Origin of the sequence: Massilia aurea (assembly GCF_014200505.1) — a bacterium.
GTDB lineage: Bacteria > Pseudomonadota > Gammaproteobacteria > Burkholderiales > Burkholderiaceae_D > Telluria > Telluria aurea_B.
Map to the genome: position 1 here is coordinate 2015726 of NZ_JACHBX010000001.1, position 14285 is coordinate 2030010.

General features: G+C 67.0%; 14 protein-coding genes. 9 read left to right on the forward strand and 5 right to left on the reverse strand.

Going from position 1 to position 14285, the window contains the following annotated elements; translation table 11 throughout:
- Nucleotides 1-6: 6 nt before the first annotated feature.
- Together hemN and HD842_RS08865 are read right to left on the reverse strand one after the other, a co-directional pair.
- Nucleotides 7-1440 (reverse strand): oxygen-independent coproporphyrinogen III oxidase, encoded by a 1434-nt coding sequence (gene hemN / locus HD842_RS08860; RefSeq protein WP_183553219.1) that lies wholly within the window; start codon nt 1438-1440, stop codon nt 7-9.
- Nucleotides 1441-1519: 79 nt separating this feature from the next.
- A complete protein-coding gene (locus tag HD842_RS08865; RefSeq protein WP_183553221.1) occupies nt 1520-3154 on the reverse strand; it encodes a methyl-accepting chemotaxis protein in 1635 nt (544 codons plus the stop codon).
- A 160-nt stretch (nt 3155-3314) separates the two neighbouring features.
- On the opposite strand from HD842_RS08865, the gene HD842_RS08870 reads away from it, so the two are divergent.
- The 4 genes from HD842_RS08870 (at nt 3315) to HD842_RS08885 (ending at nt 6436) form a co-directional block, all read left to right on the forward strand.
- The gene (locus HD842_RS08870) at nt 3315-4544 is read left to right on the forward strand and encodes a metal-dependent hydrolase (protein WP_183553223.1); all 1230 of its coding nucleotides are present in this window, start codon (nt 3315-3317) and stop codon (nt 4542-4544) included.
- Between the two features lie 89 nt (nt 4545-4633).
- Nucleotides 4634-5029: an MAPEG family protein gene (locus tag HD842_RS08875; protein ID WP_183553225.1), complete on the forward strand. Its 396-nt coding sequence runs from the start codon at nt 4634-4636 to the stop codon at nt 5027-5029.
- 93 nt (nt 5030-5122) lie between these two features.
- Nucleotides 5123-5956, forward strand: coding sequence for a universal stress protein (locus HD842_RS08880; protein ID WP_183553227.1), 834 nt, complete (start codon nt 5123-5125; stop codon nt 5954-5956).
- An 18-nt stretch (nt 5957-5974) separates the two neighbouring features.
- Nucleotides 5975-6436 carry a hypothetical protein gene (locus tag HD842_RS08885; RefSeq protein WP_183553229.1) on the forward strand — a complete coding sequence of 154 codons (462 nt, stop codon included), beginning with the start codon at nt 5975-5977 and terminating at the stop codon, nt 6434-6436.
- On the opposite strand, the gene HD842_RS08890 is transcribed toward HD842_RS08885, so the two are convergent.
- From HD842_RS08890 to HD842_RS08900, 3 genes are read right to left on the reverse strand one after another with little or no spacing between them, the layout of a single operon-like run.
- The gene (locus HD842_RS08890) at nt 6415-6957 is read right to left on the reverse strand and encodes a flavin reductase family protein (RefSeq protein WP_183553231.1); all 543 of its coding nucleotides are present in this window, start codon (nt 6955-6957) and stop codon (nt 6415-6417) included. The genes HD842_RS08885 and HD842_RS08890 overlap by 22 nt on opposite strands.
- A 1-nt stretch (nt 6958) precedes the next feature.
- Nucleotides 6959-8020, reverse strand: a complete 1062-nt coding sequence (locus tag HD842_RS08895) for an NAD(P)H-dependent flavin oxidoreductase (protein ID WP_183553233.1) — start codon at nt 8018-8020, stop codon at nt 6959-6961.
- Nucleotides 8021-8079: 59 nt separating this feature from the next.
- Nucleotides 8080-8565, reverse strand: coding sequence for an Lrp/AsnC ligand binding domain-containing protein (locus HD842_RS08900; RefSeq protein WP_183553235.1), 486 nt, complete (start codon nt 8563-8565; stop codon nt 8080-8082).
- A gap of 112 nt (nt 8566-8677) precedes the next feature.
- Between HD842_RS08900 and HD842_RS08905 the strand changes: the two genes are divergently transcribed.
- From HD842_RS08905 to HD842_RS08925, 5 genes are all read left to right on the forward strand, one after another.
- Nucleotides 8678-9970, forward strand: a complete 1293-nt coding sequence (locus HD842_RS08905) for a D-amino acid dehydrogenase (protein ID WP_183553237.1) — start codon at nt 8678-8680, stop codon at nt 9968-9970.
- Nucleotides 9971-9974: 4 nt separating this feature from the next.
- Complete coding sequence (alr, locus tag HD842_RS08910; protein ID WP_183553239.1) at nt 9975-11075, forward strand: alanine racemase; 1101 nt, start codon at nt 9975-9977, stop codon at nt 11073-11075.
- Between the two features lie 92 nt (nt 11076-11167).
- The gene (locus tag HD842_RS08915) at nt 11168-12052 is read left to right on the forward strand and encodes a LysR substrate-binding domain-containing protein (protein ID WP_183553241.1); all 885 of its coding nucleotides are present in this window, start codon (nt 11168-11170) and stop codon (nt 12050-12052) included.
- Between the two features lie 156 nt (nt 12053-12208).
- On the forward strand, nt 12209-13282 hold the full coding sequence (locus tag HD842_RS08920; protein WP_229424639.1) for a porin: 1074 nt from the start codon (nt 12209-12211) through the stop codon (nt 13280-13282).
- A gap of 30 nt (nt 13283-13312) precedes the next feature.
- Nucleotides 13313-14281: a Bug family tripartite tricarboxylate transporter substrate binding protein gene (locus HD842_RS08925; RefSeq protein WP_183553243.1), complete on the forward strand. Its 969-nt coding sequence runs from the start codon at nt 13313-13315 to the stop codon at nt 14279-14281.
- Nucleotides 14282-14285 lie beyond the last annotated feature (4 nt).

The following is a 14285-nucleotide window of genomic DNA, read 5'->3' on the forward strand; positions in this document are numbered from 1 at the left end:
CCGCGCCTAGATCGTGCGCGAAAAGCGCGGCCCACCGGCTTGCTGGCCAAGGTAGCGATCGAACACCATGCACAGGTTGCGGATCAACAGGCGCCCCTTGGGCGTGACGCTGATCCAGGCGTCGTCCACCTGCACCAGGCCATCGGCCTGCAGCGCGCGCAGTGCCGCCAGCTCGGCCGCGAAGTGGTCGGCGAACACGATCGGAAATGCCTGCTCGATGGCGCCGATCGACAACTCGAACTGGCACATCAGCTTCTGAATGATCGCGCGGCGCAGCAGGTCGTCCATGCCAAGACGGATGCCGCGCTGGAGCGGCAGCGTGCCGGCATCGATCAGCGCGTAGTAGTCCTCGAGCGTCTTGGCGTTCTGGCTGTAGGTCGCGCCCACGGCGCCGATGCTTGACACCCCGCACGCGACCAGGTCGGCATCGGCATGCGTGGAATAGCCCTGGAAATTGCGGTGCAGCCGGCCCTGGCGCTGGGCCACGGCGAGGTCGTCGCCCGGCTTGGCGAAATGGTCCATCCCGATATACACATAACCCGCCGCGCCCAGGCGCTCGATGCACAGCTGGATCATGGCGAGCTTGGTGTCGGCGCTCGGCATGTCGGCTTCCAGGATGCGGCGCTGCGGCTTGAACAGGTGTGGCATGTGGGCATAGTGGTAGACCGAGATGCGGTCCGGGCTGGCCTGGATGACCTTCTCGAGCGTCTGCGCCATGCTGACCAGCGTCTGCTTCGGCAAGCCGTAGATCAGGTCGATGCTCACCGAGCGGAAACCGGCAGCGCGCGCGGCGTCGATGATGGCCACGGTCTCGGCTTCGGGCTGGACGCGGTTTACGGCGCGCTGCACGTCCGGATCGAAATCCTGCACGCCCAGGCTGATGCGATTGAACCCCTGCTGGCGCAGGCTGTGCACGCGCTCGGGCGACACGGTGCGCGGATCCACCTCGATCCCGTACTCGCCAAGCGCATCCGGCGCGAACCGGAAGCTGGCCTGCAGATGCGCCATCAGGTCGTCCATTTCGGCGTCGAGCAGAAAGGTCGGCGTGCCGCCACCGAAGTGCAGTTGTTCGACCTCGTTCATGCCGGCAAACAGCTGGCTTTGCATCGTGATTTCGCGCTTGAGGTAATCGAGGTACGTCGCCGCTCGCTCGTGTTTGCGCGTGACGATCTTGTTGCAGGCGCAGTAATAGCAGACCGTGTCGCAAAACGGAATGTGCACGTACAGCGACAGCGGGCGCCCGCCGCGCTGGCGCCGCGCTGCGACGGCTTCCAGATAGTCGCCGGGGCCGAAGTCGGCGCCGAAGCGGTCGGCAGTGGGATACGAGGTGTAGCGCGGCCCCGACTTGCCCAGGCGAACCAGCAAGGCGCCATCGAACTGGGCGGCAGGAAAGACGATGGCGGAACGTACCGCAGGAGGGATTTCGGCGTGACCCGGCATGATGAACAACTCCAGCAAAAGATTTCAGCCAACTGCGGCAATGACCGCGCGGCAGAAGGCAACGCGGTTTGAACAGCGGTCAGCTTATTGAGCCATGCGGGATGAATCCATGCGGTGCATCAAACGCGGCCGAGTCGGCTGTCTTTGCCCTCGCCGTACTACGGAATTTGAAGACCGACAGCGCCAGCGACAGGCGCGCCGCCTCATCGGCCACGTTGCCCGACGCCGCCGCCGATTCCTCGACCTGGGCCGCGTTGCGCCGCGTGATTGCGTCGAGTTCCACCATGGCCGCATTCACGCCATCGATTTCCAGCGCCTGCTCGCGGCTCGCGGCCGTGATCGCACTCATGATCGCGGCCGCGTCGGCCACCTTGCCCACCACGTCGCGCATCGTCTGGCCGGCGGCGCCCACCAGCTGCCCGCCCTGGCCCACATGGGCCCGTGACGCTTCGATCAGTCCCGTGATTTCACGGGCGGCGCCGGCCGTGCGCTGGGCCAGGCTGCGCACCTCGCCGGCCACGACCGCAAAACCCCGGCCCTGCTCGCCGGCGCGGGCCGCTTCCACGGCGGCATTCAGCGCCAGCAGATTGGTCTGGAACGCAATGCCATCGATCAGGCCGATGATGTCGCCGATCCGGTTCGACGAGGCGCTGATTTCCTGCATCGTCGCGCCGACCCGCTCGACGGCCTGGCCGCCATGCCCGGCGACGGTGGTCGCGGCCAGCACCATGCCATCGGCGCGCACGGCGCTGTCCGTGTTGCGGCTCGCCGCCTCGGCAATCGTCCCCAGGCTGCCTGCGGTCTGTTCCAGGCTCGCGGCCTGCGCTTCGGTGCGGCTGGCCAGGTCGGCATTGCCGGCAGCGATCGCGCGGGTGGCGTGCTCGATCGAGCTGACGTTGTCACGGACGTCGCCGATGATTGCCGTCAGGTTGACGGTCAACTGGCGCAGCGCCAGTTGCAGGCGGCCCATCTCGCCGCTGCCGGCCGCCGATGCAGGCGCCGGATGCGACAGATCGCCGCCGGCCAGTGCATTGACGGTCGCGATCGCATCGTGCAGTGGCCGCACGATGCTGCATTGCAGCCCGTACCAGGCCGCGAGCGTCGCCAGCGCGCCAACGCCGGCGGCCGCGCGCCAGACGCCGTCCCCGGCCGCCAGGCCCAGCGCCGCCAGCAGCAGCGTCTGGCCGCCCATCAGCCAGCCGAGCCGCTGACCGAGCGGCGCATCGCGCAGCAGTCGCAGCAGACGATCGGGCGCCAAGCCGGTACGCACGACGCGCCCGTGCACGATGGCCAATCCACGCGCTTCGTTGTCGGTGAACTTGCGGTACAGCGCGCTGGCGGTCTCGACCTGTTCGCGCGTGGGCGCGGTGCGCACCGACATATAGCCTGTTATCTGGCCACGTTCGCGGATCGGCGCCACATTGGCCACCACCCAGTAAAAGTCGCCGTTCTTGCAGCGGTTCTTGACCAGGCCGGTCCACGGCTCGCCGCCCTGCAGCGTGCGCCACATATCGGCAAAGGCCTCGGGCGGCATGGCCGGATGACGCACCAGATTGTGGGCCTTGCCCAGGAGTTCGACTTCAGAAAAGCCGCTGACCTCGATAAACGTCGGATTCACATAGGTGATGCGGCCCTTGGTATCGGTCTTCGAAACAATCGACTGGCCTGGTTGTATCCGGTATTCGGTCGTGGTGACGGGCTGGTTGTGACGCACTGCGCTCTCCTTGAGTTTCCTTAATGCAATATTCAGATTGTACGGACGACTTTCTGAAAAAAATTTGATCTGGATCAAAAATGGGCCGGTCAATCCCCTGTAGTGCGTGCGGCATCTTCGGCGGGGGCCAGGGTGTTGCTTTTCAGGATAAACTTTGCAAATGGATAATCTGACCCACTCCCTCGTCGGCCTGGCCCTTGGCGAACTCGTCGACCGCGCCCTGCCTGCCCACCCCGATCCGCAGCGCGGGCGCACCCGTCGCCGCGTCCTGCTGGCCACCGGCGCGCTCGCCAGCAACTTCCCCGACCTGGATCTGGTGCTCACGCCGCTGCTGGCCCCGCCGCTGGGCTATCTGCTGCACCACCGTGGGCACACGCACACGCTGCTGTTCGCGCTGCCGCAGATCGCCCTGCTGCTGGGACTGATGTGGCTGCTGTGGCCGGGCGCGCGGCGGCTCATGCAGGGCGACCGGACGGCGCGCAACGCGATCCTTGCCACGGCCGCGCTGGGCATGGTGCTGCACCTGTCACTCGACTTTTTGAACGTGTACGGGGTGCACCCGTTCTATCCGCTCGATGCGCGCTGGCTGTATGGCGACATCGTGTTCATCGTCGAACCCGTGTTCTGGACTGCCCTGGGCGTGGCGCTGGCGCTGCAGGTGCCGGGCCGCGTGCTGCGCTGGATGCTCACCGGCCTGATGCTCGCCGCGCCGGTGCTGTTTTTCGCGATGGGCTTCCTGCAGTGGGGCTCTCTCGTTGGCTTGCTGCTGCTGGCCGGTGTGGTCGCGCTGGCGTCGCGCAGGGCTGGCGCCGCCGGCCTCGTCACTGCCGTCGTCGCCTGCCTCGGTTTCATTGCCATCCAGGGTGTGGCCGGGCACCTGGCGCGCGAACAGATCCGCAGCGCACTGGCCCAGGTGGAACCGGGCAGCCGCGTGCTCGACATGCCGCTGTCGGCCTTCCCCTCCAACCCGCTGTGCTGGTCGTTCGCGACCGTGACCGAGAATGGCGGCGCTGGCAGTTACGCGATCCGCCTTGGCGTGCTGAGCCTGGCGCCGGGCGTCACCGGGGTGGAGGCCTGCCCCGCCCGCTTTGGCGGCATGCCGGGCAGCGCGCCCGCCGAATTCGCCTGGAAGTATCGCGAAGACGGCAACCTGGCCGGCTTGCGCGGCCTGCAGCGAGACAATTGCCAGTTCGACGCCTGGTTGCGTTTTGCGCGCGTGCCATCGCTGATTGGCGGCAAGGCCACCGACATCCGCTTTTCTGCACCTGGCGAAGACAACTTCTCGACGCTGCCGTACGGGGCAATGGCCAGCCAGCCATGTCCGGCACCCGTTCCCCAGTGGGGACGGCCACGGGGCGACCTGCTCGGCGAGGGGCGGGATCGCCCCTGACCTCCCAGCCGGACCGGTCAGCAGTGCGCGCCTGAACATGGGAAAGGCGCGACACTGCTCCCGTCTACCCACATAACAAGGAAACAACAATGACGACCGAACTGACTCTGCTGGCCTGGACCCTCGTGCTGGCCCTGGTCCAGATCATGCTGACGGCCAACCTGCGCACCGCCGAGACCGGCATCCAGTACAACGCCAGCGCCCGCGACGGCGAAGCCCCGCCACCGCGGCCCGTCACGGCGCGCCTGCAACGGGCGCAAGCCAATCTGTTCGAGACGCTGCCGCTGTTCATTGGCGCGGTCCTGATCGCCCATGTGTCGGGCAGCGAAGGCGACCTCACGCTGTGGGGCTGCTGGATGTATCTGATCGCGCGCATCGTCTACATCCCGTTGTATGCAGCCGGCATTCCGTACGTGCGCTCGCTCGTGTGGCTCGTGTCGCTGGCCGGCCTGGTCATGGTATTGGCAGCTGTGCTGACTGCTTGACCTGCATCAAACGCGCGCCTGACATGGGCGCGCGCCGGGCGTATGCTTTTCGTGTCGTGCACCGTTGCACGCCCCATACGAACGGAGTCAACCATGTTCAAAACCATCCTGGTGCAGATCGACGGCGGTGCGGGCCAGGCCAGCCGGTTGCGCGCGGCGGCAGTGCTGGCCGAGATGCACGGCGCCCACCTCGTCGGCGCCGGCGCCACCGGTATCTCGCTGGCCAACTATGCGGTGCTCAATGGCGGCATGGCCGTGCCACTGTCCGACCGCGCATTCGAAGCGCTGCGCGACGACGTTCGCAGCCGGCTTGACGCGTTCATCGAGCAGGCGCAGCGCCTCGGCATCGTCGGCGCCGAAGCGCGCCTGTTCGAGGGCAGCACACACGACGGCCTGCTGCTGCAGTCGCGCTATGCCGACCTGATCGTCGTCAGCCAGCCAGACCCCAACGATCGTTTCGGCGTCGAACACGGCCTGCCGCAAACGCTGGCACTGGGCGGTACACGTCCCGTGCTGGTGGTGCCCACCGCCTACGACGGCGCGCCGATCGGCAGTAACGTGCTGGTTGGCTGGGATGGCTCGATGCCGGCCCAGCGCGCCATCTGCGCCGCCCTGCCCCTGCTCGCACGCGCCGGCAGCGTCACGCTCGGGCTGATCAACCCCGAACGCCAGTCCGAGCTGCACGGCGACGAACCGGGTGCGGATATGGCGCTGTACCTGGCGCGTCACGGCGTGAAGGTCAATGTCGTCGTCGCCCACACCCGTGCACGGGAGAGCGACGCGCTGATCGACATGGCGGGCGAGGTCCACGCAGGCCTGATGGTGGCGGGCGCCTTTGGCCACAGCCGCTACCGCGAATGGTTCCTGGGCGGCGTCACGCGCGACCTGCTCGGCAGCGCGCCGGTGCCGCTGCTGATCGCGCACTAATTGCGCACTGATCACACCATGGGCTTTCGCCATTATCCAGGCGGCGGGGCGGGCGCCATCGGCGCCGCCATGCGCCATGCCCGGCGCCGCCTGTGCGAGCGCCTGGCGTGCGCGCTCGATCCTGTCCGCACGCCGGACGCGCATTTCGTGCGCGAGTTTCCCGTGCTGGTGGCCCGGGTCGAAGCGGGATTCCGGCACGAAGAAACGGTCATGGAATTGCTCGACTACCCCCGCCTGCACGATCACCTGGCTGACAACGCCGTCGTCCTGGCGGCGCTGCACCGCGCCTTGCCGCTGATCGAAGAAGGCGACATCGCGCTCGGTCGGCGGCTCGTTGCAGCACTGCTCGACCTGCTCTCGCTCCATCGCCTCTGCACCGACCTCGCGCTGGTGACGATGCCACGCACGCCCCCGGGCCGCCAGGGCAGCCATTTAGCGGGCGCACTGAAGCGGCGCGACTACTTCAAGCCGTCGCGCTGACGCCGTATCACCTTGCCCGCCACCATGAACGTGCCATCGCCCTTGTAATGCAGCGTTTCCGGATGCCGCGGCCGTGCCGCTGCGCGCGCCGCCACCACTTCCCAGATAAAAAAGTCGTAGCGGTCGACCAGGCTGTCGTCATGCAGCCGGCACTCGAACTGGGCATGGCATTCGCGAATCGACGGCGCCGCCACCAGTTCGCTGGCCTCCGGCGTCAGGCCGAACGCGGCAAACTTGTCGATGTCGGCACCGGACGTCGAACCCACGCCCAGCACCGCCTCGAGCTGGCTGCTGGTCGGCAGATTGATCACGCATTCGCCGCTGGCGCGGATCAGGCCGTGGCTGTGGTTGGCGGACGAGATCACGCAGCCGATCAGGGAAGGACTGAATTCCATCACCGTGTGCCAGCCCATCACCATCACGTCGCGCTCGCCCGCGTGGGCCGAGGTGACCAGCACCACCGGCCCCGGCTCCAGGAAACGGCGCACCTCGTGCAGCGGCAGATCGGGCTTGCGCGCCATCTCAGGCCTCAGGGATCATGCGCATTTCTTCGGCCAGCAGCGCCACGAGCTGCGCCGCTGGCATTGGGCGCGCCAGCGCATATGCCTGCCCGGCCCAGTTGACCGAATAGTCGTCGAGCCCCTTGCTGCTGGCGGCCGCATGCAGCGCCTTGGCGGCGTCGTAGGCGATCGGATAATCGGGCACCGGCGGATGCCCGGGCCTGTCGATCTCGTTGACAAAGTGGTTGATGATGCCGCGCGCCGGCCGGCCTGAAATCGTCGCGGTGACGGCCGTGCCAAGCTCCGGTTGCGTCAACAGCGCGCGGTAATGCGTTGACGTCTGCGCTTCCGGGCACGCCAGGAACGCCGTCCCCATCTGCACGCCACTCGCGCCCAGCCGCAGGCTGGCGGCAATGCCCTGCCCGTCCATGATGCCACCGGCCGCGACCACCGGGATCCGCACGGCCTTCGCCAGCAGGCGCACCAGCGCAAACGTGCCGAGTGCCGGATCGGCCACCGACGGATCGAAGATGCCCCGATGCCCGCCCGCCTCGTAGCCTTGTGCGACGACGATGTCGATGCCGGCCGCCTCGATGGCACGCGCTTCAAACGGGTTGGTGGCGGTGGCCATCAGCACGCAGCCGGCGCCGTGCAGCGTGTCGATCTGCTGCGCGGTCGGCAGGCCGAAATGAAAACTGACCACGGCCGGGCGCGTGCGCACCAGCACCTCGAGCATGTCGGGGTCGGCCAGGAAGCTGCGGTAAATTTCGCGCAGCGCCGTCGGCGGGGCCTGGCCCGTGCGCGCGAAGTGCGGCGCCAGGTGCTCGAGCCAGCGCGCCTCGCGCGCCGCATCAGGCCGCGCCGGCGTGTGCGTGAAGAAGTTGACGTTGAACGGGCCGCCCGTCAACCCCTGCAGCGCCGTGATCGCGCTTTCTGCCTGCGCTGGCGTGACGTGACCCAGAGCGAGCGAGCCGAGGCCGCCGGCGTCAGTCACGGCCGCCGCGAGCTGCGGCGTGCCAAAGACGGCCATCGGCGCCTGGATGATCGGATGGCGGATGCCGAGCAGCGTCGTCAAGGTGTTCACAAGCACTCCGTGGGTGGTTGAATTGTCCCGTCAGTATAGAGCGCCTGTGCCACCTTCCCCTATCGCGGAATCGACAGCGCCAGCGTCTCCTTCAGTTCTTCCATCACCACATAGCTCTTGGACTGGCCCGCATCGGCCACGTGCAGGATCTCGCCCAGCAGGCGCCGGTACTCGGACATCTCGGGGATACGCGCCTTGATCAAATAATCGAAGTCGCCCGACACCAGGTGACATTCGAGCACCTCGGGAATGGCCAGCATCGCGCGCCGGAAGCGCTCGAAGGCCTTGTCCGATTTCTGGTGCAGGTTGATCTCGACGAACACCAGGATCTGCATGCCCAGCGCCTGCGGATTGACGCGCGCGTAGTAGCCCATGATCACGCCATCGCGCTCCATGCGCTTGACGCGCTCGATGCAGGGCGTCAGCGACAGCCCGACCTGCTCGGCCAGGTCTTTCATGACGATCCGCGCATCCTGCTGCAGCACCGACAGGATGTGCAGGTCGATGCGGTCGAGGATGCGGTTCGAGGCCTTTTGTACGCGCATGGAGAAACTCCGTAATTTTTGCTGAAAACTGCCGTATTAACAGAAACAATTATCAGCCTTCTGGCGGTAGGATGGCAAGCTTTACCAAATCCTGATTCTTTTCGAGGAAATTATGCGTGTCATCGTATTGGGCAGTGGCGTGGTCGGCGTCACCACCGCGTATTACCTGGCCCTGGCCGGGCATGAAGTCACCGTGATCGACCGCCAGCCCGGTCCCGCCCTCGAAACCAGTTTCGCCAATGCCGGCCAGATTTCGCCCGGCTACGCTTCGCCGTGGGCCGCGCCCGGCATTCCGCTGAAAGCCGCGAAATGGCTGTTCCAGCGCCATGCGCCGCTGTCGATCAAACCCGACGGCACGCTGTTCCAGCTGCAGTGGATGTGGGAGATGTACCGCAACTGCGACCCGGCGCGCTACGCCGTCAACAAGGAGCGCATGGTGCGCCTGGCCGAATACAGCCGCGATTGCATGCGCCAGCTGCGGCGCGACACCGGCATTGCCTACGAAGGCCGCCAGCAAGGCACCGTGCAGCTGTTCCGCACGCAGCAGCAGTTTGACAGCGCCGCCAAGGACATCAACGTGCTGCGCGACGCCGGCGTGGCGTATGAAGTGCTGCAAGGCGCGCAGCTGGCCGCGGCCGAACCGGCGCTGGCCAATGTCGCCCACAAGCTGGTGGGCGGGCTGCGCCTGCCGAACGATGAAACGGGCGACTGCCAGCTGTTTACGACCCGCCTGACCGCCATGGCGCGCGACCTGGGTGTGCGCTTCGAATTCGACACCACCGTGCGCCGCCTGGAACAAGCCGGCGGCGAGATCGCCGGCATCGTCACCGACAAGGGCGTATTGACGGCCGACCGCTACGTGCTGGCCACGGGCAGCCATACGCGCGCCCTGCTGCAGCGCTGGTTCCCGGTGCCGGTGTACCCGATGAAGGGGTACTCGTTGACCGTGCCGATCATCGACGCGGCGCGCGCGCCCGTCTCGACCATCCTCGACGAAACCTACAAGATCGCCGTGACACGCTTTGACGACCGGATCCGCGTGGGCGGCATGGCCGAGCTGTCGGGCTTCAATCTGGAGCTCAATCCGCGCCGCCGCGAAACGCTGGAACTGGTCGTCAACGACCTGTTCCCCGGCGCGGGCGATACCGCGCAGGCCAGTTTCTGGACCGGCCTGCGGCCGATGACGCCGGACAGCACGCCGATCGTCGGCCCCACGCCACTGCGCAACTTGTTCCTCAACACGGGCCACGGCACGCTGGGCTGGACCATGGCGGCCGGTTCGGCGACGGTCATCGCCGACCTGGTTGGCGGCAAGACGCCGGCGATCCGCGCCGACGACCTGGCCGTGTTCCGCTATGCCGGCGCGCGCGACGTTTCGCCTGACGCCGAACTGGCGCGGAACTGAGGCAATGCCGTCCGCAACGCGCGCTGGCGCGTATCTCACCGTCGACCTGCACGCGGTGCGGGCCAATTACCGCCATCTGCGCGCGCTCGGCGGCGTCGAATGCGGCGCCGTACTCAAGGCCGATGCGTATGGCCTGGGCATGGCGCCGGTGGCTGCCGCGCTGGTGGCCGAAGGCTGCCGCACGTTCTTCACGGCGCACCTGGATGAAGGCGTTCGCCTGAGGACGCTGGTCCCGCTTGACGCCACCATCTATGTGATGCACGGCGCGATGCCCGGCGCGGCGCGCGATTGCCTGGCGCACGACCTGGTGCCGGTATTGAACGATCCGGGCCAGCTCGAAGAGTGGCGCGCACTGGCGCGGGAAACTGGCCGCGTGCTGCCGGCCGCGCTGCAGTTCGACACGGGCATGGCGCGCATGGGCCTGGCCGGCGCGGATGTCGACCGTTTGCGCCAGGACCCCGCCTGGCTGGACGGCCTGCGCCCGCAACTGGTCATGAGCCACCTGGCCTGCGCCGACGAACCCCTGCATCCGATCAATCTGCACCAGCGCCAGAGTTTCGACGCTGTGCGCGCGCTGTTTCCCGGCGTGCCGGGCAGCCTGGCCAATTCGTCGGGCGTGTTCCTCGGCCCGGCCTTTCATCACGACCTGCTGCGTCCGGGCGCGGCGCTGTACGGCATCCACCCGCAGCCAGGTGGCGTCAATCCGCTGGCGCAGGCGGTGTCACTCGCTGCGCGCGTGGTGCAGCTGCGCAGCATCGACGCGGGCGACATCGTCGGCTACGGCGCGCGCTACGTGGCGCCCGGCCCGCGCCGCATCGCCACGATCGCCATCGGTTACGCTGACGGCTGGCTGCGCGCGCTGAGCGGGCGCTCGTACGCGTACGTCGACGGCGTGGCCGTGCCGTTCGTCGGCACCGTGTCGATGGACAGCATCACGCTGGACGTGACCGGCGTGCCGGACGAGCGCATTGCGCCGGGCCAGAGCGTCGACCTGCTGTGCGCGCAGCAGACGGTGGACGATGTGGCGGCGCAGGCCGGCACGATCGGGTACGAGGTACTCACGCGCCTGGGCAGCCGTTTCCACCGGGAGTACATCGGCTTGTAACCCGCGGCTTGTAACCCGCGGGGCTTGATCCATCCTCCACCGGTTACACTATTCGCCCGGCGACCCGCCGTATTCTGGTGAAGAGGTAACCCTTGTTTGAAATCAGCCAGCTGCGCTGCTTCGTCGCGGTCGCCGAAGAGCTGCACTTCAGCCGCGCAGCCGAACGCCTGAACATGACGCAGCCACCCCTGAGCCGCCAGATCCGGCTGCTCGAACACAGCGTGGGCGTGGCGCTGCTCGAGCGCACCAGCCGCTCTGTCACGCTGACCGCCGCCGGCGCGGCCTTTCTGCCTGAAGCAACGCGGATCCTGCGCCTGGCGCAGGAAGCCGCCGTCAAGGCGCGCCGCACCGCCAGCGGCGAACAGGGTTCGCTGACGATCGGCTTCAGCGCCGCATCCGGCTACAGCCTGCTCCCCGCGGTCGTGCGCGGCATCCGCCAGGCCTGTCCCCAGGTCGCCCTCAATCTCAAGGAACTGGTCAGCACGGCGCAGGTCGAAGCGCTGAACGCCGGTGAAATCGACCTTGGCCTGATGCGCCCCCACACCATCAACAGCGAACTGGAAAGCATCCTGATGGTGACCGAATCCCTGATGCTGGCCATCCAGGAAAGCGACGCCCACCTGTGGCCCGAGGCCCCGACGCTGGCCTGCTTTCACGGCAGGCCGTTCGTCATGTATTCGCCCTACGAGGCGCGGCCGTTCTACCAGATGCTGAGCGAACGGTTTGCCAGGGCCGGCGTGGTGCCCGATATCGTCGAGCACATCGGCCAGGTCCACACGATGCTGGCCCTCGTCGGCGCGGGCATGGGCGCGGCCCTGATCGCGGAAGGCGCGGCCCGGCTGAAGTTCGAAGGCATCGTCCTGCGCAAGGTGGCCACCGACCCGGTGCACCTGGTGGCCACCTACCGGCGCGACAACGACAATCCCGTGCTGGCACTGCTCAAGCAGCAAGTACTGGCATCGTTCCATCCCGCCTGACGCCGGCATTGATTCAATTCCTGTATTGGTGGCGACAGCCTTTGGATTGATTCGGCATTGATCTCCGCTCTATGATGGACCCAGCCCCAGGCATGCGACTGCTGAAGGCTGCGTACGGATCACATAAGGTCCGACCACATAACAAAGGAGACAGTCTTGAAAACAGCAGCAGCGCTTGTCCTGTTACTGGGCGCCGGCACGGCCCATGCCCAAACGTCGGTCGCGTTCTACGGTCTGGTGGACGCCGCCATCGTCGTCGAGGATGGCGGCACCGCCGGCCGCGTCACCAAGGTCACCAGCGGCGCCGCCGCCGCCTCGCGCTTCGGCCTGCGCGGCGTGGAAGAGCTGGGCGACGGCATGGCCGCCTTCTTCACGCTCGAAGGCGGCACCAAGATCGACACCGGCGAAATCGACGCCGCCGGCACCATCTTCAATCGCCAGGCTTACGTCGGCTTGCGCACCAGGTTCGGCTCGGTGGCCCTCGGGCGCCAGTACACGCCGTATCACACGGCGATGGTCTCGATCGTCGACCCGTTCAACACCGGCTATGCGGGCAGCGCCAAGAGCCTGTTCCCCCACAACGGCACCAATATCCGCACCAGCAACACGATCACCTACGCCACGCCAAAGAAGAACGGCTTCGACGGCGAACTGGCCTACAGCGTGGGCGAGCAAAGCCGCTCGGCCGCAGGGCGCCAGTTCGGCGGCGCGATTGGCTACGCGGCCGGTCCGCTGGCCGTGCGCCTCGTCTACAACAACAAGAACACCGATGTCGCCGCCAACGGCGCCACGCCCGCTGTTGATCGGTCGATCGGCCGCAACATCCTGCTTGCGGCGTCGTACAACGCCGGCTGGATCAAGCTGCACTCGGGCATCAGCAGCGACAAGGGCGACAACGCCGCGCCCCTGATCAACGCCAACAACCCGTACGGCGGCGTGCGGCCAACGCCGTCGACGGACGGACGCAGCTACCTGCTGGGCATCTCGGCGCCGGTCATGGGCGGCACGCTGCTGGCGTCGGTCCTGCACAAAGATGACCGCACCCGTTTCAATCAGGATGCCAATGCCTGGGGCATCGGCTACCTGTACGCGCTGTCCAAGCGCACCGGCCTGTACGCCGCCTACGGCCATGTCGACAACCGCAACGGCGCCGGCTACACGGTGGCGAACAATACCGAATCGGGCAGCGGCGACACCGCCTACAACCTGGGCGTGCGCCACAGCTTCTGAGTCAAGACACCATAACAACGAGGAGACACAATGACGATCCGTACCAAGGTTTCATCCCTGTTCATGGCGCTGGCAATCGCTGGCAGCGTGCAGGCAGCAGGTTTTCCCGACAAAGCGATCAATGTTGTCGTGCCGTTCCCGGCGGGCGGCTCCACCGACGCCATCGCGCGCGCGATCGGTCCGAAGGTCAGCGCCAAACTGGGCCAGCCATGGGTGGTCGACAACCGGCCGGGCGCCACGGGCGCGCTGGGCGGCGGCTATGTCAAGCGCGCGGCGCCCGATGGCTACACGCTGATGGTCGCCTCCATCGGCGTGTATTCGGTCAATCCGCTGCTGCAAAAGACGCTGCCCTACGATCCGTCGAAGGACTTCGACTTGCTGACCGTGGCCGTGCAGGCGCCGAACGTGCTGGTGACGAATGCCACCGTGCCGGCTACCACGGTCGCAGACTTCGTCGCCTACCTCAAGAAAAATCCGGACAAGATCACGTTCGCCACGTCCGGCGCCGGCAGCTCGGACCACCTGACGACGGCGCTGTTCTGGCAAAAGACGGGCACCTCCGGCCTGCACGTACCGTACAAGGGCGGCGCACCGGCGATCACCGACCTGCTGGGCGGCCACGCCAACGCGTCCTTCCAGAACATCAACGTCGTGCTCAGTCACATCAAGGCCGGCAAACTCAAGGCCCTAGCGGTCACGGGCAGCAAGCGCTCGGCGGTGCTGCCGAACGTGCCGACGCTGGGCGAAGCAGGCGTCAAGGAAGTCGACGTCTATTCGTGGCAAGGCATTGCGGCGCCGAAGGGCTTGCCGAAGGATGTCAAGGCCACGCTGCACGCGACAATCACGGGCGCGCTGCACGATCCGCAGATTGCCGCCAAACTGACCGAACAGGGTTTCGAGGTCGTGGCCTCGACGCCCGAGCAATTCGTCAAGTTCCAGGCGCAGGAACTGGCCCGCTGGCGCGAGGTGATCACCAACGGCAAGATCACGCTGGACTGACGCC